A 20071-nucleotide genomic window follows, 5' to 3' on the forward strand; every position below is an offset into this window, starting at 1 on the left:
TTCAGGCCGGATCAGGCCGCCGTGTCGAACGTGTAGTGGCGGGTGTGGTCCAGCATGTCCGCCGGGGTCACGTCGTTCCACGGCCGCATCGTGTCGCCGAGGTCGACGACGTTCGCGGTGCCCGCTGCCGGCAGGTACGTGGACCGGGGGTGGCGGGCCTGCCAGTCGGCCCACAGCTTGTCGACGAAGGCGTGGTGCAGCCAGAACACGGGGTCGTTGGGGGAGACTCCGGTGCCCATCTGGCCGCCGACCCAGACGTGGACGCGGTTGTGCAGATTCACTCCGCGCCAGCCTTCCAGGTGGTTGCGGAAGCCGTCGGACGAGCTGTTCCAGGGGGCGGTGTCGTACGTCTCCATGGCGAGGACGGAGTCGACCTCCGCGCGGGTGGGGAGCCGGCGGCCGGCGGCGCCGAGGTCGCGCCGGAGGTAGTCGCGCCCGTCGACCCGGACCGTGATCGTCCAACGGTTGCCGCTCCGGGCGAACGGGCCGTCCGTGACCTGGCCGTCGCGGACGCGCCCGGTGCCGCCGAGGAAGTCGGGCGCCCAGAGCGAGGAGCGGGAGGTGCGGTCGGCCGTCCAGTCCCAGTAGGGCAGGGTGACGGTCGGGTCGACGGACCGCAGCGCCTCCTCGAACTCGATGAGGAAGCGCCGGTGCCAGGGCAGGAACGACGGCGACCGGTGGCCGACGCGGTCGCCGGTGTCGGTGTCGCTCATGATGAAGGCGTTGTGCGTGGTGACGAAGGTGTCGTACCGCCCGGAGCGCTTGAGCTCCAGGAGGGCGTCGACGAAGCGCCGCTTCTCGTCGGCGGTGAGGGTGGCCTGGTTCTTGCGTACGGTCATGACGGTGTGCCGCTCCTGGGTCGGTCAGGCGAGGGTGAGGGGTACGAGCGGGGCGCCCTGGAGTTCGCGGACGGCCGCGCGGGCCAGCGCCTTGGGCGTGGCGACCGGCTCGTAGTGGTTGATCACGCTGATCCAGGTGCCGTCGGCGTTCCGCATGACGTGCAGTTCCTGGCCGTCGACCGTCACGGTGTAGCCGCCTCCGTGGTGTCCCCCTTGATGTCCCCCGTGGTGACCGCCCCCGTGCGAGGGTCCGCCCTTGATGCGGCGGCCCTGGTAGACCTCGTCGAAGGAGGCGGGGTCGGGGCCGGCCGCCGGGGCGGCGGCGCGGGGAGCGGCTGCCGCGGCCGGCCCTGTCCGGGCGAGGACGGCGGCGGCGCCCGCGGCGCCTGCCGCGACGCCGAGAGCCCGGCGGCGGGTGATGCTGGACATGGAACCCCCAAGTGGTCTGTGCGACCGGAGGTTTGGTCATATGCCCCCGGCAGGGGTCATCAGTACCCGGAGGCGTCGGCGCGGCGGAAATCGTCGGCGGACGGTTGGCTGCGAAGTGGTCAACTTGCCATGGAAAGTGCAGATTTGAACGGAGTTGATCTTACTGTCCGGTCGGACCACGGCACCTCGGAGCGAAGATTCTACGGAGAAGATGATCTTTTCGTGGAGAATCTTTCGAACCGGGGTGCGAAGTGTGGCGGCGCCCACGTGGGAATTCTGTCCTGATCCGCACTCCACCGGCATCCGTCGACCCGCACTCCACCGGCATCCGTCGACCCGTACGCCGGACCTGTCCGACCGCCCCGCCCCTACCCCTTCACCTTCCTCCGCGCCCGCAGCCACTCCTTGTTCATGGCCGCGATCGACGGCAGCGGGATGCCCTTCGGGCACGCCGTCGCGCACTCGCCCGTCAAGGTGCAGCCGCCGAAGCCCTCCGCGTCCATCTGGGCGACCATGTCGAGCACCCTGGTCTCGCGCTCGGGAGAGCCCTGGGGCAGCACGTTCAGGTGGTTGATCTTGGCCGAGGTGAAGAGCATCGCCGAGCCGTTGGGGCAGGCCGCCACGCACGCGCCGCAGCCGATGCACTCCGCGTGCTCGAAGGCGGAGTCCGCGTCCGCCTTGGGGACCGGGGTGGCGTGGGCCTCGGGGGCCGCGCCCGTCGGCGCGGTGATGTAGCCGCCGGCCTGGATGACCCGGTCGAAGGCGGAGCGGTCGACGACCAGGTCCTTGACGACGGGGAAGGCGGAGGCGCGCCAGGGCTCGACGTCGATGGTGTCGCCGTCGCGGAAGGAGCGCATGTGGAGCTGGCAGGTGGTGGTGCGCTCGGGGCCGTGGGCCTCGCCGTCGATGACGAGGCTGCACGCGCCGCAGATGCCCTCGCGGCAGTCGTGGTCGAAGGCCACGGGGTCCTCGCCGCGCAGGATGAGGTCCTCGTTGAGGGTGTCGAGCATCTCGAGGAACGACATGTCGGCGGAGATGCCGTCCACGTCGTAGGTGGACATGGCGCCGGGGGCGGCGGCGTCGCGCTGGCGCCAGACGCGCAGGGTGAGCCTCATGCGTAGCTCCGCTGGGTGGGGTGGACGTACTCGAAGGTGAGGTCCTCCTTGTGGAGGACAGGGGCGGCGCCGTCGTTGAACTCCCAGGCCGCCGCGTACGCGAACTCCTCGTCGCGGCGGGCGGCTTCGCCGTCCGGGGTCCGGTGCTCCTCGCGGAAGTGGCCGCCGCACGACTCGGCCCGGTGGAGCGCGTCGAGGCACATCAGCTCGGCGAGTTCGAGGTAGTCGACGATGCGGTTGGCCTTCTCCAGGGACTGGTTGAACTCCGTGCCCGTCCCGGGGACCTTGATGCGGCTCCAGAACTCCGCGCGGATCTCGGGGATGCGTCGCAGGGCCTTTCTGAGGCCCTCGTCCGTGCGGGCCATCCCGCAGTACTCCCACATGAGTTCGCCGAGTTCGCGGTGGAAGGAGTCGGGGGTGCGGTCGCCGTGCACGGAGAGGAGGAGATGGAGCCGGTCCTCCGTCTCGGCGAGCACTTCCCGTACCGCCGGGTGGTCGTCGGTGACCGGTTCGGCGTGCGGGTGGCGGGCGAGGTAGTCGTTGATGGTGGCGGGGAGGACGAAGTAGCCGTCGGCGAGGCCCTGCATGAGGGCGGAGGCGCCGAGCCGGTTGGCCCCGTGGTCGGAGAAGTTGGCCTCGCCGATGGCGAAGAGGCCGGGGACGGTGGTCTGGAGGTCGTAGTCGACCCAGAGTCCGCCCATCGTGTAGTGGACGGCGGGGTAGATCCGCATGGGGACCTCGTACGGGTTCTCCGCGGTGATCCGCTCGTACATGTCGAAGAGGTTGCCGTACTTCTCCTCGACCGCCGTCCGGCCCATGCGGCGGATCGCGTCGGCGAAGTCGAGGTAGACGCCCTGGCCGCCGGGGCCGACGCCCCGGCCCTCGTCGCAGACGTTCTTCGCGGCGCGGGAGGCGATGTCACGGGGGACGAGGTTGCCGAAGGAGGGGTAGATCCGCTCCAGGTAGTAGTCGCGCTCGTCCTCGGGGATGTCGGCGGCGGGGCGGGTGTCGCCCTTGGCCCTGGGGACCCAGATGCGGCCGTCGTTGCGCAGCGACTCGCTCATCAGGGTGAGCTTGGACTGGTGGTCGCCGGTGCGCGGGATGCAGGTGGGGTGGATCTGGGTGAAGCAGGGGTTGGCGAAGTACGCGCCGCGCCGGTGGGCCCGCCAGACGGCGGTGGCGTTGGAGTTCATCGCGTTGGTGGAGAGGTAGAAGACGTTGCCGTAGCCGCCGCTGGCGAGGACGACGGCGTCCGCGTAGTGGGTGGAGATCTCGCCGGTGATCAGGTCGCGGGCGACGATGCCGCGGGCCCGCCCGTCGACGACGACCAGGTCGAGCATCTCCGTACGGGCGTGCATCTCGACGTTTCCGGCGGCGATCTGCCGGGACAGTGCCTGGTAGGCGCCGAGGAGGAGCTGCTGTCCTGTCTGGCCCCGGGCGTAGAACGTACGGGAGACCTGGACGCCGCCGAAGGAACGGGTGTCGAGGAGGCCGCCGTACTCGCGGGCGAAGGGAACGCCCTGGGCGACGCACTGGTCGATGATCTCGACGGAGATCTGCGCGAGGCGGTGGACGTTGGACTCGCGGGCGCGGAAGTCGCCGCCCTTGACGGTGTCGTAGAAGAGGCGGTGGACGGAGTCGCCGTCGTTGCGGTAGTTCTTGGCGGCGTTGATCCCGCCCTGGGCGGCGATGGAGTGGGCGCGGCGCGGGGAGTCCTGGAAGCAGAACTGGACGACGTGGTAGCCCTGTTCGGCGAGGGTGGCGCCGGCGGAGCCGCCGGCCAGGCCGGTGCCGACGACGATGATCCGGTGCTTGCGGCGGTTGGCGGGGTTGACCAGCTTGGCCTGGAAGCGGCGGGTGTCCCAGCGTTCGGCGACGGGTCCCGCGGGGGCCTTGTGGTCGACGACCGGCTCACCGGTCGTGTAGTCGAGGAAGCTCATGTCAGCCCACCACTCCGGTCATGACGGCTACGGGTACGGAGACGAAGCCCACGGTCAGGCCGAGCGCGAGGCCGTTCGCAAGGAGCCTGAGGAGGCGTTCGCGGCGGGCGCTGCCGACGCCGAGGGTCTGGGCGGCGCTCCAGAAGCCGTGGCGGACGTGGAGGCCGACGGCGAGCATGGCGACGATGTAGATGACGTTGCCGTACCAGGTGGAGAAGGTGTCGACGACGTTCTGGTACGGCTTGCCCTCCTCGAAGCCGCCGGGGTGGACGGTGCCGGTGGTCAGGTCGAGGACGTGCCAGACGATGAAGAGGGCGAGGATGATCCCGCCCCAGCGCATGGTGCGGGTGGCGTAGGAGGCGCGCCCGCGGCGGTGGACGTACGCGGTGGGGCGGGCCTTCAGGTCGCGGCGGCTGAGCTGGTACGCGCAGACGGCGTGGGCCACCACGGCGGTGAGGAGCACGATCCGGACGAGCCAGAGGGCCCACTCGTGGTGCAGGACGGGAGCGCCCATGACCCGCAGCCAGTGGCCGTAGGCGTTGAACTCCTCGGGGCCGAAGAAGACCTTGAGGTTGCCTGCGACGTGCGCGACGAGGTAGCCGAGCATGAGCAGCCCGCTGACGGCCATGACCGTCTTCTTGCCGAGGGTCGATGACAGGAATCCGCGTGACGGTGTGGGGGACGGCGGGCGGCCCGTCGTCCGGTCCCTCGTGGGTGCCAGAGCCATGCCCATGACGCTAGGGCCGGAGGACCCGAGAGGTCCAAGACATGGTCTGGCTGATCTCGATAGGCGCTGCCTATCCCCCTCGCTTACGCTGGGTCCATGCAGTTCCAGCAGCTCCTCTACTTCGTGGCCGTCGCCGAGACCCGTCACTTCACCCGGGCCGCAGAGCGCGTCCACGTCTCGCAGCCCTCGCTCTCCCAGCAGATCAAGTCCCTGGAGCAGGAGTTGGGCGCCGAGCTGTTCAGCCGTGCCCGGGGCAACATCACGCTCACCGACGCGGGTGAGGCGCTGCTGCCGCTCGCGCGCCGGATCCTCGCCGACACCGAGACGGCGCGGATCGAGGTGCAGGAGCTGGCCCAGCTGAAGCGGGGCCGGGTGCGGCTCGGCGCGACCCCGAGCCTGTGCACCGGGCTCCTTCCGGACGTGCTGCGGGCCTTCCACGACCTGCACCCGGGGATCGAACTCCTGATCGAGGAGGGCGGCTCGCACGATCTCGTACGGGAGCTGGCACGCGGGGCGCTCGACCTGGCGCTCGTGGTGCTGCCGCTGCCGACCCCGTCGCCGGCCCTGACGACGGTCGAGCTGCTCCGGGAGGACCTCGTGGTCGTCTCGTCCGCCTCGGCCCCGGCGCCGCGCCGCCCCGTGCGGGTCACGGACCTCAGGGACCAGCCCCTTGTGATGTTCCGGCACGGCTACGACCTGCGGGAACTGACCGTGGCGGCCTGCCGGGCGGAGGGGTTCGAGCCGACGTTCACGGTCGAGGGCGGCGAGCTGGACGCGGTGCTCGGTTTCGTACGGGCCGGGCTCGGGCTCGCGGTCGTCCCCGCGATGGTGGCGGCACGCGCGGGCCGGGACCTGAGGGTGACCGCCCTCGCCCGGCCGGGCCTGCGCCGGACGATCGCCCTGGCCCACCGCAGCGACGTGGCTCCCCCGCGGGCGGCGCGGGAACTCCAGCGGATGCTGCTCGCCTCGCGGCGGGGCGGCCCGGACCGGACGGTGGATGCCGACTGAGCCAGTCGCCACCCCCCGCCTCGCGCCCGAAATCCGCGTGCGGTCGCCACCCGGCGGCTGCGAGCATGCCCGCATGGTCCACGCGCTCGAACATCTGGTCGTCCGGCACACCCGTCGCCTCCCCTCCCCCACCGGCCCGGCCGGGGACGGGGCCTCCGCCGCGCGACGGTTCGACGCGGCACTGATGACGGCCGGGTTCAAGCTCTCGGCCGAGCTTCTGGAGCGTCTATCGGGGCTCGCCGAGGCGACCGTGGTCGGGACCGCTGTCCGTACCCTCGCCACCGTCCGCGAACTCGTCGGCGACCACGTCCGGCACAACGTCTACTTCGTGGACTTCCCGGCCAACGTGCCGGACACGCTCGACTTCTGGCGGGAGTGCGTGGCCGAGGCGCTCGCCGACGGCGGCGCCCGCGCCGGCGTGGTCGACCAGCTGCGCGTCGGCGTCCTCGACCTGCTGACCCTCCCGTCGTACGGCCGCTACCGGCACACGTACGAGGAGATGCTCGCCGTCCACGACGAGTTGATCGCGGCGGCCGGCGACCGGCTGACGGTGCTGCACCTCGGCGCGGACGCGGACGCCGAGGCCACCGCGCTCTATCTGGCCCTGGCCGGCAGCACGACCCCGCTCGGCGAGGAGCACCTGCGCGATCTGGCGGAGCTGGCCGAGCACGGCGCGGACGGCCCCCAGCCCGAGGAGATCCCGATCCGGGAGAACCGCGCCGTCGTCAACCTCGCCCGGCTGCGGGTGGGCGCCACGCCGCTGTTCGACACCGTGACCGACGTCCTGCGGCTGGCCTGCGCCCTCGCGGACGGCGATGTCACCCTGCGCGAGCCCACCCGGTTCCGCGCGCTCTCCCGCCCCCACCGCCGTGCCCTGCTCGCGGGACTCGACGCGGTCGTGGCCGCGTCCCCGGCGAAGCTGTCGGACGTGTCCGCGCACGGGGAGGCGTGGAAGCGCCTCGGTGAGCGGCTGCACCCCCACGAGTACCCGCACTGGCCGCACGCCGCCGGGGTGTTCGCGGTGGCGCGCGGCGAGCGGAAGGTGCCGTCGTTCGACAGCCGCGTGGAGGAGCTGCTCGCCCGGGGCGAGGTCGCGGGCGCGGCGGAGCTGCTGGCCTCCCACGCTCCGGGGCGCCTGTTCCGGGCCCTGGACCGGCTCCTGCGCGGCGCGAGCGGGGGCAAGGAGCGGGAGGCGGTCCTCGCGGCCGTCGAGCGGGCCGCCCCCGAGGTGTCGGGCCGGGTCGTCCTGTCGGTGCGCGAGCACGTCCAGAACCGCGTCGGCACGAGCGGCGGGGAGCCCCGCGTGTTCGTGAACCGGGAGGCCAGGGCCTGGGTCGCCGACGACACGCGTCCGCCCCTCGATGACGCCGACCGGGAGCGTCTCATCGCGGTCCTCGATGCCGAGAGCCGGCGCCGACTCCCCCTTTCAGGGCGCCTGTTGATCGACCCCGACGTCCTGGACGTGGCGCTGCCACTGAGCGGCCGGGCGGCCTCGGCGGGGCTGGGCGTGCTACCGCGCGGATCGGTCTCGCCGGTCGAGGGGGAACTGCTGCGCTTCTTCACGTACTGGCGCCAGGCGCAGCGGACGACCGACCTCGATCTGTCGGCGCTGGTCCTGGACGAGGCCTACGCGACGGTGACGTGGCTGTCGTACACGGCCCTGACCGACGTCGAGGGCAGGCACTCGGGTGACATCACCGAAGCCCCGGACGGGGCCTCGGAGTTCATCGACCTGCGGCTCGGCGCGGTACGGGGCACGTACATCGTCCCGCAGGTGCACGTCTACTCGGGTGAGGGCTTCGACGAGGTGGCGGAGGGCTTCTTCGGCTTCATGCTCCGCGAGGGCGAGCAGCGGGGCCGGCCTTTCGAGCCGCGTACCGTGCGGATGAAGTCGGACCTGCGGGGCCCCGGCCGGGTGGCGCTGCCGCTCGCCTTCCGGCGGGACGCCGAGGGCCGCTGGCACGCGCACTGGCTGCACCTGTACCTGAGGGGAGCGCCCTCGGCGAACGAGGTCGAGGGGCACCGGGTGACGATCGCGGTCGTGATGCGCGGCCTGATGGCACGCACCTATCTGACGGTTCGTCATCTGGTGGCGCTGATGGAGCAGTCGGCGTCCGAGACGACGTGGTGGGACGGCCGGACGGTGCCGGACGTCCCGGTCACGTACATCGGTCTGGAGCGGCCGGAGGGCCTCGCCCCCGGTTCGCGGGTGTTCACCCCGGAAAATCTCCGCGACCTGCTGCCCGCCTGAGTGTTACGGTCGTTCCGGGGCGAGGCCATGGAGAGGCTTCCTTCTACCCATTCCTTGAATAGCCTCTCCGCTTTCCTCCCCCGCTTCTCTTCCCGGCCCCCCCGCTTCGCGCGGGGAGGCCGGCTCTGTACGAGCGGTCCTCAGACCGCGTCCGCCAGGAGCAGCGAGTGGATGCGGTCCGGGGCGCCGGGGCGGGCGTAGTACCAGCCCTGGGCCGTGTCGCAGCCGAGGTCGCGGAGCTGTCGGGCCTGGGTACCGGTCTCCACGCCCTCGACGGTGACGGCGAGTTCCAGGCTGTGGGCCAGGGAGACGATCCCCTCGACGATCTTGATGTCGACCGGGTCCACCGGGTGCTGCTGCATGCCCCGGGTGAAGGAGCGGTCGAGCTTGAGGACGCTCACGGGCAGCCGGCGCAGGTTGGCGAGGTTCGAGTAGCCGGTGCCGAAGTCGTCGAGGGCTATGTCCACGCCCATCTCGGCGAGCTGCCGCAGCGGCTTGAGCAGGTCCTCGTCGGCGCCGATGAGCGCCGATTCGGTCACCTCAAGGCAGAGTGCGCCCGGATCGAGTCCCGACCGTTCCAGGACGTCGACGGTGTCGGCGACCAGGCGCGGGTGGTGAAGCTGGGTCGGGGAGAGGTTGACGTTGATCCGCAGCGGGCCTCCGTCGGCGTGCCGGGTCTGCCAGAAGCGGGCCTGGCGGACGGCCTCCTGGAGTACCCAGCGGCCGAGCGGCACGATGAGGCCGGTGTCCTCGGCGAGCGGGATGAAGCGGTCGGGGCCGAGGACCCCGTGCTGCGGGTGGCACCACCGTACGAGCGCCTCGGCGCCGTGCACGCTGCCGTCGTCGAGGTGGACGAGCGGCTGGTACTCGATGAAGAACTCGCCGCGCTCCAGCGCGGTCGGCAGGGCCGTGGTGAGGCCGTGCCGGGTGATGGCGCGGGCGTCGGCCTCCGGGTCGGCGAGTTCGAAGCGGTTGCCGCCCGCCGACTTGGCCCGGTACATGGTGATGTCGGCGCTCCGCAGCACCTCGGCGGGGGTGCGCTCGCCCGACGGGCCCTCGACGACGCCGAGGCTGCCGCGGACGGTCAGTTCCCGGCCGTCGATGCGGAGCGGGGTGGAGAGGGCCGTGAGGATGCGGTCGGCGAGTTCGGTGACGTCCCGTTCGCCGACGGCGCCGGTGGTGAGGGCGACGAACTCGTCCCCGCCGAGCCGGGCCACCATCTCGCCGGAGCCGGTGACGCAGCTCTGGAGCCGGTCGGCGACCTCGACGAGGAGCCGGTCGCCGGTCGAGTGGCCGAGGCTGTCGTTGATGACCTTGAAGCCGTCGAGGTCCAGGTAGCAGAGGCCGAAGCGGGCGTTGTCGCCGGGCGCGAGGGCCTTCTCCAGGCGCTCGAAGAACAGGGTCCGGTTGGGCAGTCCCGTGAGCGCGTCGTGGGTGGCCTCGTACCGCAGCCGCAGATGGAGCAGGCGCCGTTCGGTGGTGTCCTCCATGAGGGCCAGCTGGTACTGGGGGTTGCCCTCGGCGTCCCGGAGGAGGGAGACGGTGAGGTTGGTCCACAGAACCGTTCCGTCACCGCGGTAGTACGGCTTCTCGACCCGGTAGTGCTCCCGGTCGCCGCGGACCAGCTCGTCGTACAGCTTCCAGACGTGCGGGCCGTCCTCGGGGTGGACCCACTCGCTGACGTTCCGGCTGCGGACCTGGCCCTCCATGCCGCCGAACATGCGGGTGAGGGTCTCGTTGACCTCCAGGACGTTGCCGTCGAGGTCGGCGATGCCGATCCCTATGGCCGCCCCGTCGAAGACCGCGCGGAAGCGGCTCTCCGTGGCGTGCAGGGCGATCTCGGCGGCGCTGCGGGCGGCGAGGGCGGAGCGGGCGATGGCCTCCTGCTCGGCACGGGTCCGCTCGCGCAGGGCCCCCGCGTAGCCGGTGGCCATGGCGTGCTGGAGGCGGGAGCAGCGGGCCCGGAGCTCCTCGGCGGGGAGGTCCGGCTCCGTGCCCGTACCCGTGCTCGTACCGCAGTAGAGCACCAGGTACGAGTCGACGACGCCGAGGCTGCGGCCGAGGGCGTCCGGGTCGGTGCAGTGGGCGGCGACGAGGGCGGCTCCGGCGCGCTGGGCCGGCGCCGTGTCGAAGGGCCGGGCGTGCAGCGCGTCGCACAGGGTGCGGGCCAGCGGCAGCAGGTGCCCCTCGAACTCGGCGCGGGTCAGGGAGGTGGCGGTCACCGGGAAGATCGCGCGGCTCCAGATGGTGACGAACCGCCTGAGTCTGTCCTCCGGGCCGTCGGCTTCGGCGACGGCGCCGAACGGCTGCGACGGGACCTTCACGCCTTGCGCCCCACCCCTGCGAAACCGGAGAAGGCGAAGGGATCCTCCTCCTCGACCGGGCTGTCCGGTCGCCAGTGGGGCATCGGGACGAGGCCGGGCTCGACCAGTTCGGTGCCCTCGAAGAAGCGGGCGATCTCGCCGCGCGACCGCATCACCAGGGGGCTGCGGATGTTCCGGTAGACCCCGACGGTGCCGCCCGCCTGCTCCTCGGAGAGCGGGATGCCCTCGTACGAGGCGTGGGTGAGGACGACGAGGCTGCCGGGCGCGAGGGCGCTCAGCAGTTCGGTGACGGCCTCGTACGGCCGGTCCTCGTCCTCCAGGAAGTGCAGAACGGCGACGAGGAGCAGCGCCACCGGCCGGTCCAGGTCGAGGAGTCGGGTCACCTCGGGGCTGTACAGGATGTCGGCCGGCTTGCGCAGGTCGGCGGCGACGACCGCGGCGCCCTCGTCGCCCTCCAGGACGGCGCGGCTGTGGGCCACGGCGACGGGGTCGTGGTCGACGTAGACGACGCGGGCGGCGGGGTCGGCGGCCCGGGCGACCTCGTGGACGTTGCCGAAGGTGGGTATGCCGGAGCCGATGTCCAGGAACTGGGTGACGTCGTTGTCAACGGCGTGGCGGACGGCGCGCCGCATGAAGGCACGGTTCGCCTGCATGATCTTGGGCAGGCCAGGCATGAACTCCATGGCCTTGCGCGCCGCTTCCCGGTCCACTTCGAAATTGTGCGAGCCGCCCAGATAGAAGTCGTACATACGGGACACGCTCGGCACCGAAATGTCGATACCCGGCGGAGCCCAGGCGGGACGCTCCATCAATGTCTCCAACAAGTCGCCATGGGGGATGCGGCCATGTGTTCGCGGCCGGTGTTCGAGGTGAGGCTACTGATCGCCCGCCGGGAGAGCGAGTAGAAACGGAAATTCGCGGTCCGTTCTTGGTCACACGCCATTGGCACGTGCTCTCGGAACGGAGAGTTCACGCCTTCAGGCCGTGCATATTCACGTGCATCTGACTGTGCGTCGGCTCTCCGGGCGGCGGTGGTTCTCTCTGCCGGGCGCCCAGGTCCCGCCCGTACCTCGGTCGTTGTCGCCGTCGGGGCCCGCCGCCGGTGCAGGATGCCCCCTTCAACGTACCCGGCGACAGGGCGACAACCGGACAGATATCGATCCGGGGGCCGGAACGCCGGAAGTCGGCCGACTTCCGGCAGCGCGGCGCGCGTAGCCACCCGCGCTGCGCGCCGCATCGGCCTCCCGGGTGGCGAAACGTCAAAGCGGCGCCTCTCGGGATGCCCACCATCCGGCGAATCCCGCCGGATTCCGCCCCGGCGCGGCGCGTCAGTGATCAAGCTCGACGGTGTGTCTCTGTACGGATCACTCCTCGCGCGGCCGCTGGCGGCCCTGGCACTCGTGTGGCTGCTCGCCGCACCCGTGCCGGCCGCCGCCGACTCCTGCGCCTACGCCACCACCGGCCCCGACGGGTCGAACACCTCGGTGGCGGTCATCGGGCCGGGCGCCTGCTCGCCCAAGCCCACCCCGCCACCACCACCGCCCCCCTCACCGCGGCCCACCACACCCGCGCCCCGGCCGACGCCCGAGCCGCCGCCCCCGCCGGTCCCGGCGCCGCCCCCGCCTCCCGTACGGACGACGACGCCACCGGCTCCCCCGGTCACCACGCCGGCGCCGCGCCCCGAGCCGGCGCCGCCCGTACCGCCCGTCACGGAGCAGCCGGAGCGCGCTCCCGCGTCCACGCCGCCACCGCCCGCGCCCGCTCCCCCGCCCACCGTGCGGCCGCGGCCGCCGGCCGCGGGGCCGGTCGCGCTGCCCCACTACCGCCGCACCGCGCGGCCCCAGCCGAAGGGCAGCACGTCCGTCGTCACCATGACGCTGGTGATCATCGCCCCCGCGGTCCTCGCGACCGCCATCCTGCGCCCCCGCTCCCGCTGACCCCCGCCGGAGGAATCCATGTCTGAATGGCTTGTTCTCGCCCTTGCGATGGCCGCCGCGTGCGCCGTCGTCCTCACGATCGTCGTCATCAACAACCGTCGGATCGCCGATGACGACGATCCCAGCGAAACCCCTGACGTCATCGAGTACATGACGATGATGATCGGCGTGATCTACGCGATCGTCCTCGGTCTGGCCATCGCCGGCGTCTGGGAGGCCCGTGGTGCCGCCCAGGAGACGGTGCGGCAGGAGGCGCAGGCGATGCACGAGATCTCGGCCCGCGTCGAGGTGTACCCGGAGGACGTGCGGGCCCGTATCCGGGCCGACGTCGACGCGTACGTGAGTTACGTGGTCCAGGACGAGTGGACCTACATGGCCGAGGAGGGCTCCCTGAGCGAGAAGGGCACCGCGCTCCTCGACCGCGTCCGGCGCAGCGTCACCGACTACCAGCCGGCCAACGACTTCGAGGGACAGGCCTACCAGCCCCTGGTGGACCAGGTGGCGGTGGCCGACGACGCCCGGGGGGCCCGGGGGCAGAGCGCCGGGGCGACCATGCCGGGGGTGGTGTGGTTCGGCCTGATCATCGGGGCCCTGGTGACGGTCGGCCTGATCTTCACACTGCAGATCCGCAGGACTGGGCGGGAACTGCTGCTCGCCGGGCTCTTCAGCGTCCTGATCGCGTTCCTGCTGTTCCTCATCTGGGACTTCGACGCGCCGTTCGGCCGGGGCATCTCGGCCACCGCCGCGCCGTTCACCGATCTGTTCCCGCAGCTCACACCATGAGGCGAGGGGTCCGCACGGGGCCACACGGGGGACATGCGTGCCCCATTCGCACGTCTGGGATCGCGGTTGTGGTAGTGCGCTTCTAGCGTTTCGGACATCGAGGTGTACGCAAGGTCTTCGGCGGAAACCCCCTTCCGCGGCTGCTCCTCGGGACCCGGAGGATTCACCATGCGCGCGATACGTGCCGCGTCCACTGCCTTGCTGGGGGCGGCCGCCCTCGCCCTGGCAGCCCCCACCGCCGTCGCGGCGGACGGTGCCCCCGCTAGCGACCCGCGGGCACTGCGGGCCAAGGCACCGGGCGATTTCGTCGTGTCGCCCACGCTCGTCGCCCCCGGCGGCCGGGTGACGCTCAGCGCCCCGGGCTGCGCCAGTACGGCGACGGCCTCGGCCGGCATCTTCGACACCGTGACCATCGCGCCGAACTCCGCCGCGACCGCCGTCGTGGACTGGGACGCCCGGCGCGGCGCCGTGTACACGGTGTCCTTCAACTGCACCGGCGGAGTGCAGGACACCGTCGATCTGACGATCAGCGGCATCCCCACCGCCACCCCGACCATCAGCTCCACCGTGCTCACTCCCCCGCGCGGGGTGCAGGGCGGTCTCGGCGGCTCGCAGGGCGGGCTCGAACCGGTCGAGCTGGCCGGCGGAGCGGCGCTCGTGCTGGCCGCGACCGCGGGTGGCGTGTACGTGTTCCGTCGCCGCGCCGCCGCCCGCCGCCACTGAGCGGGTGCCGTGGACCGGAGCGGTGCCCGGCGTCCCCGGACGCCCGTCGCCCCCGGGTCCCGGCAGGGACTCGGGGGCGACGGCGTGGCGGGTGTGGCGGGCCGACCGGGAGGTTCGGCCGGTCAGACCCCCGCACCGGTCATACGGCGACGGCGGGCGATGAACAGTCCGCCGCCGAGGGCGGCCGCGGCGACCAGGCTGCCGCCGACGGCCATCTCGGTGGAGCTGGGCGCCAGCGAGCCGCCGAGGCCACCCGCCGCGCCGCGGCCCGCGAGGACGCGGAACGGGTGCGTGACCACCCTGGAGTTGTCGCTGCACTTGACGGCGAGGTTGTAGCTGCCGGGCGTGGCGTTGTTGTGGACGCGGGCGATCGCGCTGGAGAGCCCGTTGGAGTTCACCGAGAGGTTGGTCGTGGGGAAGGCGTTGGACGTGACGGTGCCACCGTGACCGCAGCCCTTGGCGGTGATCGTGATCGTCGACCCCGCGTGGACGTCGTAGGGGTTGACCTGGACATTGCTCGGCCCGTTGGTGGCGACGGCGAGGGGAGCCGCGAGCCCGACCGCAGCGATTGCGGTGGCGGTCACCGCCAGAGTGCGTGCAGCACGCATGGTTGAACCTCCAGTGGAAGACGCCCCAAAGCGGTGCTCCGGGAGTTTCGACGAGTACGCCTTCCATGACGAACCATCACAAGTCATGGCGAACCACGCATTTCGGCACTGGTCCACCCCGGTGAGGCGACACGCCCGGGATCAGGGCCGCTGAGGCGACAGAACCGCAGGTCAGGGCGAATCAGGGTGCTTATCTGACGATTACTCGGATGGGTCAGCCGCGTGTCACCCACCTGTCGTCCGCCCGTAGCCCGTCGGCCGTCCGTCCGTCAGCTGCTGGGGGTGCGCTCCGTCGCGCCCTCCGCCCGAGGGGTCCGGGGCGCCCGGTCCGCCCCGCTCCGGCACCCGTCCGGCGGCGGCCCCCACCCGTTCGCACCGTCCGGCGCGACGGCTCGGCCGGCCGCCCTTACCGTTTCGACGACGCCACGAAGGGAGAACCATGCCCCCGAAGGACTTCCGCGTCTTCGAGCGCAGGAGACGCCAACCCTGGGGCGTCCTGGCCCTCGCCATGCTGTCCGGGATCGCGATGATGCGCAACGGGGTGGACGTCGAGCTCGGACCTCCGCAACCCGCCGCCGCGGCGCGGCCGGTGGCTCGTCCCGTCGTGCCGCCGCCGCCCGGGGCGAGCGACGGACTCGAGCCGCTGACCTTCGCCCCGGCCTCCCGGATCAAGATCCCGGCGATCCGGGTGGCGGCCCCCATCATGGACGTGGGCCTGGAGCCGAACGGCTGGGTGGCGGCCCCGCCGCCCGAGGACGCCAACCTCGCCGGCTGGTACCAGAACGGCATCTCCCCCGGCCAGCGCGGCACCGCGGTGGTCGTCGGCCACGTCGACAACGCGCAGGGCCCCGCGGTCTTCTACGGCCTGGGGTCGCTGGAGAAGGGCCAGCACATCGAGGTCGAGCGGTACGACGGCCGGGTGGCGGTCTTCGAGATCTACGGCGTCGAGGTGTACGCGAAGGACGACTTCCCGGGTGTGCAGGTCTACTCCGACACCGGCGAGCCCGAACTGCGGGTCATCACCTGCGGCGGCGGCTACACGCGCGCGCGTGGCTACGACGGGAACGTCGTGGTGTACGCCCGTATGGTCGGCTCCCGCTAGCGGGCCCACGGGGAAGGGCCCCGGCACCCTGGGGTGCCGGGGCCCTTCCCCGTGCCGTGCCGGTCAGCGCCGGGGCACGGTGATGTGGTAGCCGGCGTCGAGGAGTTCGGGCAGATAGCGGCGGAGCGCGGCCACGCTCTGGGCGCGGTCGCCGCCGGCGTCGTGGGAGAGGACGATCGCGCCGGGGGCGGCGCCGTCGAGGACCCGGCGGACGATGGTGTCGGTGCCGGGTTCCTTCCAGTCCAGGGTGTCGACGGTCCAGGCGAGCGGCTCCATGCCGAGCTCGGCGCCGATCTCGAAGGAGTGCCGGTTCCAGGCCCCGTAGGGGGCGCGGTACCAGAGCGGGGCCGTGCCGAGGGTCCGTTCGACGACCTCGCTCGTGGAGCCGAGCTCGTCGCGGATGCGGGAGGGCCGCAGTTTGGGGATGAGGGGGTGGGACCAGGAGTGGTTGCCGATGACGTGCCCGTCCTCGGCCATCTCCCGCAGCAGGTCGGGGTTCTCGACGGCCATCTCGCCGCAGACGAAGAACATCGCCCGGCAGTCGTACCTGCGCAGGGTCCGCAGGATGCCGGGGGTGTAGCGGGGGTCCGGGCCGTCGTCGAAGCTCAGGACCATCGAGCGGCCCACCCCGGACATGCTGAGGAAGGGCCGCTGCCGCACCGGCGGCACCGCGCGCCGGAAGGACGGGGGCGCATACGCGGTCATCGGCTGGAGCCGGTACGCGCTGGGACGCAGCCGGGCGGCCTGGGCCTGGGGTCCGGCGGCGGGGCCCGCTCCGGTGCCTCCTCGCCCCGGCGGGCCTCCGGGCAGGGCCGGGGGTGCGGCGCGGGTGGTCCGCTCGGGTGCGGCGAGCCGGTCCACCGCGAGGACCCCGGCGGTGGCGGTGGCCCCGAGGGCGGCGGCGAGCCGGAGCACCGCACGCCGCCCATTGGGCATCTGATCCTTTTTCATGACTAATGGTTCGTACGGATGAGGGTCCGCGCCGTTCATCGACACCGGCCGCCCGCCCGAAAACACCCGATGAGCCGATCGTCGCGCGGGCCCAGGGCCGTACGGGCTACTTCCCCATCACCAGGCCGTCCTGCTCGGCGCCGCGGCTCAGCACCACCTGCCGGATCGTGTCGCGGATGCCGGTGCGGTGCGGGTCGGAGCCGTCGGCGGCGCCGAGGTTGACCACCCGGCCGCGCCCGGTGTCGAACCACTGCGGGACGAACTCGGCCCTGGTGACCTCCCAGCGTCCGCCGGGGGTCCTGGGCGGGGCGAAGGTGAAGCGGCCGATGCTGCCCTGGTTGCCCCGGGGGTCGTAGGCACCCTGGTGGTTGATCATGTCCCCGGCGATCTGGTCGCCCATCCCGTAGACGACCCAGGTGCCGTTGACCTTCTCGTACGCCTGTGGGACGTGTGCGTGTGTGCCGATCACAAGATCGATGTCGGGGCGGCCGCCGGTCCGGGAGGCGGTGAGCGCCCGGCCGAGGGTGAGCTGCCGCTGGTCGGGTTCGGTCTGCCACTCGGTGCCCCAGTGGACGCTGACCACGACCACGTCGGCGCCGGCCGCGCGGGCGGCGCGGGCGTCGGCGATCACCTTCCGCTCGTCGAGCAGGTTGACCGCCCAGGGCTGCCCCTCGGGCAGGGGGTAGCCGTTGGTGTCGTAGGTGTAGGCCAGCTGGGCGACGGTGGCACCGCCCGCCTTCAGGAGGGTGGGCCGGGCCGCCTCCTCGGCGGTACGGGCCGATCCGGCGTGCCGGACGCCCGCCTTGTCGAGGGCGTCGAGGGTACGGCCGAGGCCCGCCGCGCCGTCGTCGAGGGTGTGGTTGGAGGCGGTGGAGCAGGAGTCGTACCCGGTGGCCGCGAGCGCGGTGGCGACCTCGGGCGGCGACTTGAAGGCGGGGTAGCCGGTGTAGGGGCCGCCGTCCTTCCCGTACACCGTCTCCATGTGGCAGATGGCGAGGTCGGCCTTGGCGACGACGGACTTCACGCCGGAGAGCATGGGCGCGAAGTCGTAGCCGGCGCCGCCCGCGTCCTGGGCGGCGCGGCGGATGATCGAGGCGTGCGGGAGGACGTCACCGGAGGCGACGAGGGTGAATCCGGCAGGTGCGGAGGCGCCGCCTGGTGCGGCGGAGGGGACGGCGGGCCGTACGTTCCCCGGTCGTCCGGCCGTCGCCCCGGGGGTGGCGGCGCCGTCGGCCGGGCCGCTCCCGTCGGTGCAGCCGGTCGCCGCCGCGAGCAGGGCGGCGGCGAGCGCCGCCACCCCCGCGGGTCTGGTGCGTGAGGTCATGACGGCACTCCACCCAATTCGTGTGATGAACAGCTGTTCTGACGAATTGATCTCGCGGGAAAGCCGCAGTCAAGGGTCAAGGCCGCATCAGGGCAGGAACCCCGCTGAAACGGACGCAGCGCCTCTGGTCGATCGCCGTCCGACCGTTCGCCGTGCCATTCACCGCTCGGTGCGACCGTTCGTCGCACACCGGTGTCCGTTCCCTGTCCCTCGCCGCCCGGATGCGTTCGTATACGCCCCGGACGACGAGCCGCGGGAGAGGCGGGCAGCATGACGACGGCGACCACCGACGAACGAACCCTTGAGGAGCTCCAGCGGGACCACGGACCCGCGCTGCTCTCCTTCCTGCTCGGCCTCACCTACGGGGACCGCCAGCGGGCCGAGGACCTCGCCCAGGAGACCCTGGTACGGGCCTGGCTCCACCCCGAGGCCTTCGACGGCCCCTACGAGTCGATGCGCCCCTGGCTCTTCACCGTGGCCCGCCGCCTCGCCATCGACGCCCGGCGCTCACGTCTCGCCCGGCCCGCCGAGATCGGCGACGGCGTCCTCGCGGTGACACCGGACCCCGCCGACGCCACCGCGTCGGCCGAGGCCGCGCTCGACGTACGGGCGGCCGTCCGCGGACTGAGCCCCGAGCACCGCGCCGTCCTCGTCCGGCTCTACTTCCACGGACTCACCGTCAACGAGGCCGCCGTGGACCTCGGCATCCCCGCCGGGACCGTCAAGTCCCGCTCCCACTACGCACTGCGGCAGCTCGGCCGGTCCCTGCCCGGCTACCGGCCCCACCACCGCACGGCCGTTGCCCGGCCCCGCACCGGGGCCCCACAATGACGCCGTGACGCTGACACTCGCCGCCGCCGAACAGATCCTCGCCGACCACTTCGCCCCCTGGGTGCTCGATCTGGGACTCACCGTCGAATCCGTGGCTTCCCACGGCACCGACGTGGCCGTCCTCCGGCTCCCGTGGTCGGACCGGCTCGCCCGGGAGGGCGGCGGCCTCTCCGGCCAGGCCCTGATGGCCGCGGCCGACACGGCGACGGTGATCGCGGTCGCCGCGGCCCGGGGCGGCTTCGTGCCGATGACCACCGTCCAGCAGTCCATCAGCTTCCAGCGGGCGGTCACCGGCTCCGACGTCCTGGTGCGGGCCCGGCTCACCAAGGCGGGGAAGCGGATGGCCTTCGCCGACATCGTCATGACGGCCGAGGGCACGGAGGAGACCGCGGCCCACGCGACCGCGGTGTACGCGCTCCTCGGCTGAGCCGCCCCGGCGCCCGGCCGTCGGCCGCCACCCACAGCTCCCCCACCCCGCCCCGCGACACCTCCCCCGTCCCGTACGCCTCCCGAGGCATCGGAAATCCCACCGGTACCGATCCGGCCGGAAAACGTATCCGAAACCACACGGGCGAGTTGAGCAAAGCGGGACCCGCGGGCGCCCTTCGCGGAGGAAGCTCTCCCCGGGCCCCGTACATCCGGGTCCCCCATGTCCGGGAGAAGGTGGGAGCGTTGCTGCCCGAGAGCACGAACGGCACCGGCGGCACGAGTGGCGGCGGCCTCGCCGTCCCGATGGCCTGGCTGTGCGCCGAGTACCTGGCCGACGAGGTGCTGCGGGCCGCCGCACTCGTGGCCCCAGGCTCACTGGAGTACCGGGCGGGCCTCCAGGCGCTCGCCCTCACCGTCCACCTCTCGGAGGAGCCGGACGGGCCCGCGGGCGCGTGGGGCGCCGGCCGGATCGACGAATGGCTGCGCCGCACGGCGTACGACCGGCCGTGGCCGCCCTGGGTCGAGGAGCGGCTCGCCGCGCGCCGCGCAGGCGGCGGCGACGGCCCCGACCTGGAGCTCGCGGAGTCCGCCTGGCGGCGGCTGCGGGACACCTGGGTGCGCGCCGCCGACCTCGACGGCCGGACCGGCGGCGACCCCCAGGAGTCCCCGGTCGACGAGGACGCGCAGATCTGGCTGCCCGCCTGGAAGCTCGGCCTGCCGCTGGCCCACCTCTCACTGCACCTGCACTGA

The 20071-nt window shown here is 72.5% G+C and carries 19 protein-coding genes; 9 read left to right on the forward strand and 10 right to left on the reverse strand.

The genetic code is table 11. The features are described 5' to 3' along the window. Positions 1–11: 11 nt before the first annotated feature. From melC2 to ABT034_RS11800, 5 genes are all read right to left on the reverse strand, one after another. A complete protein-coding gene (melC2, locus tag ABT034_RS11780) occupies positions 12–839 on the reverse strand; it encodes a tyrosinase MelC2 (protein ID WP_351213871.1) in 828 nt (275 codons plus the stop codon). A 24-nt stretch (positions 840–863) separates the two neighbouring features. Beyond that, positions 864–1268, reverse strand: a complete 405-nt coding sequence (gene melC1 / locus ABT034_RS11785) for an apotyrosinase chaperone MelC1 (protein ID WP_351213873.1) — start codon at positions 1266–1268, stop codon at positions 864–866. 368 nt (positions 1269–1636) lie between these two features. Beyond that, a complete protein-coding gene (locus ABT034_RS11790; protein ID WP_351213875.1) occupies positions 1637–2383 on the reverse strand; it encodes a succinate dehydrogenase/fumarate reductase iron-sulfur subunit in 747 nt (248 codons plus the stop codon). Then, positions 2380–4323, reverse strand: a complete 1944-nt coding sequence (locus ABT034_RS11795) for a fumarate reductase/succinate dehydrogenase flavoprotein subunit (RefSeq protein WP_351213877.1) — start codon at positions 4321–4323, stop codon at positions 2380–2382. Before ABT034_RS11795 ends, ABT034_RS11790 begins: the two co-directional genes overlap by 4 nt. Before the next feature lies 1 nt (position 4324). After that, positions 4325–5050 carry a succinate dehydrogenase gene (locus ABT034_RS11800; protein ID WP_502972884.1) on the reverse strand — a complete coding sequence of 242 codons (726 nt, stop codon included), beginning with the start codon at positions 5048–5050 and terminating at the stop codon, positions 4325–4327. Positions 5051–5146: 96 nt separating this feature from the next. On the opposite strand from ABT034_RS11800, the gene ABT034_RS11805 reads away from it, so the two are divergent. Next, entirely contained in the window at positions 5147–6058 is a 912-nt protein-coding gene (locus ABT034_RS11805) for a LysR family transcriptional regulator (RefSeq protein WP_351213879.1), read from the forward strand. Between the two features lie 73 nt (positions 6059–6131). Beyond that, a complete protein-coding gene (locus tag ABT034_RS11810; RefSeq protein WP_351213881.1) occupies positions 6132–8309 on the forward strand; it encodes a hypothetical protein in 2178 nt (725 codons plus the stop codon). A gap of 140 nt (positions 8310–8449) precedes the next feature. Here the strand turns inward: ABT034_RS11810 and ABT034_RS11815 are convergent, their stop codons facing one another. Next, positions 8450–10633 (reverse strand): putative bifunctional diguanylate cyclase/phosphodiesterase, encoded by a 2184-nt coding sequence (locus ABT034_RS11815; protein ID WP_351213883.1) that lies wholly within the window; start codon positions 10631–10633, stop codon positions 8450–8452. Continuing rightward, entirely contained in the window at positions 10630–11442 is an 813-nt protein-coding gene (locus ABT034_RS11820) for an SAM-dependent methyltransferase (RefSeq protein ID WP_351213885.1), read from the reverse strand. The genes ABT034_RS11815 and ABT034_RS11820 overlap by 4 nt, the downstream gene beginning before the upstream one ends. Before the next feature lie 540 nt (positions 11443–11982). Here ABT034_RS11820 and ABT034_RS11825 point away from each other — a divergent pair. The 3 genes from ABT034_RS11825 (at position 11983) to ABT034_RS11835 (ending at position 14076) form a co-directional block, all read left to right on the forward strand. Then, positions 11983–12570: a hypothetical protein gene (locus ABT034_RS11825; protein ID WP_351213887.1), complete on the forward strand. Its 588-nt coding sequence runs from the start codon at positions 11983–11985 to the stop codon at positions 12568–12570. A gap of 18 nt (positions 12571–12588) precedes the next feature. Beyond that, positions 12589–13353 carry a bestrophin-like domain gene (locus ABT034_RS11830; RefSeq protein ID WP_351213889.1) on the forward strand — a complete coding sequence of 255 codons (765 nt, stop codon included), beginning with the start codon at positions 12589–12591 and terminating at the stop codon, positions 13351–13353. Positions 13354–13521: 168 nt separating this feature from the next. Then, positions 13522–14076: a hypothetical protein gene (locus ABT034_RS11835; protein ID WP_351213891.1), complete on the forward strand. Its 555-nt coding sequence runs from the start codon at positions 13522–13524 to the stop codon at positions 14074–14076. A gap of 122 nt (positions 14077–14198) precedes the next feature. On the opposite strand, the gene ABT034_RS11840 is transcribed toward ABT034_RS11835, so the two are convergent. Further along, positions 14199–14684 carry a hypothetical protein gene (locus ABT034_RS11840; RefSeq protein ID WP_351213893.1) on the reverse strand — a complete coding sequence of 162 codons (486 nt, stop codon included), beginning with the start codon at positions 14682–14684 and terminating at the stop codon, positions 14199–14201. Between the two features lie 439 nt (positions 14685–15123). On the opposite strand from ABT034_RS11840, the gene ABT034_RS11845 reads away from it, so the two are divergent. After that, on the forward strand, positions 15124–15786 hold the full coding sequence (locus ABT034_RS11845) for a class F sortase (protein WP_351213895.1): 663 nt from the start codon (positions 15124–15126) through the stop codon (positions 15784–15786). A gap of 63 nt (positions 15787–15849) precedes the next feature. Here the strand turns inward: ABT034_RS11845 and ABT034_RS11850 are convergent, their stop codons facing one another. Together ABT034_RS11850 and ABT034_RS11855 are read right to left on the reverse strand one after the other, a co-directional pair. Beyond that, positions 15850–16737, reverse strand: coding sequence for a polysaccharide deacetylase family protein (locus ABT034_RS11850; RefSeq protein ID WP_502972885.1), 888 nt, complete (start codon positions 16735–16737; stop codon positions 15850–15852). Positions 16738–16843: 106 nt separating this feature from the next. Further along, positions 16844–18061 (reverse strand): CapA family protein, encoded by a 1218-nt coding sequence (locus tag ABT034_RS11855; protein ID WP_351213899.1) that lies wholly within the window; start codon positions 18059–18061, stop codon positions 16844–16846. A 270-nt stretch (positions 18062–18331) separates the two neighbouring features. Here ABT034_RS11855 and ABT034_RS11860 point away from each other — a divergent pair, with 270 nt between their 5' ends. The 3 genes from ABT034_RS11860 (at position 18332) to ABT034_RS11870 (ending at position 20071) form a co-directional block, all read left to right on the forward strand. Further along, the gene (locus ABT034_RS11860; protein ID WP_351213901.1) at positions 18332–18892 is read left to right on the forward strand and encodes a sigma-70 family RNA polymerase sigma factor; all 561 of its coding nucleotides are present in this window, start codon (positions 18332–18334) and stop codon (positions 18890–18892) included. Positions 18893–18896: 4 nt separating this feature from the next. Beyond that, on the forward strand, positions 18897–19319 hold the full coding sequence (locus tag ABT034_RS11865; RefSeq protein ID WP_351213903.1) for a PaaI family thioesterase: 423 nt from the start codon (positions 18897–18899) through the stop codon (positions 19317–19319). Between the two features lie 245 nt (positions 19320–19564). Further along, positions 19565–20071 carry a hypothetical protein gene (locus tag ABT034_RS11870; protein ID WP_351213905.1) on the forward strand — a complete coding sequence of 169 codons (507 nt, stop codon included), beginning with the start codon at positions 19565–19567 and terminating at the stop codon, positions 20069–20071.

The sequence above is a fragment of the Streptomyces sp. NPDC002773 genome, from assembly GCF_040295605.1.
In the GTDB taxonomy this organism is placed as follows: Bacteria; Actinomycetota; Actinomycetes; order Streptomycetales; family Streptomycetaceae; genus Streptomyces.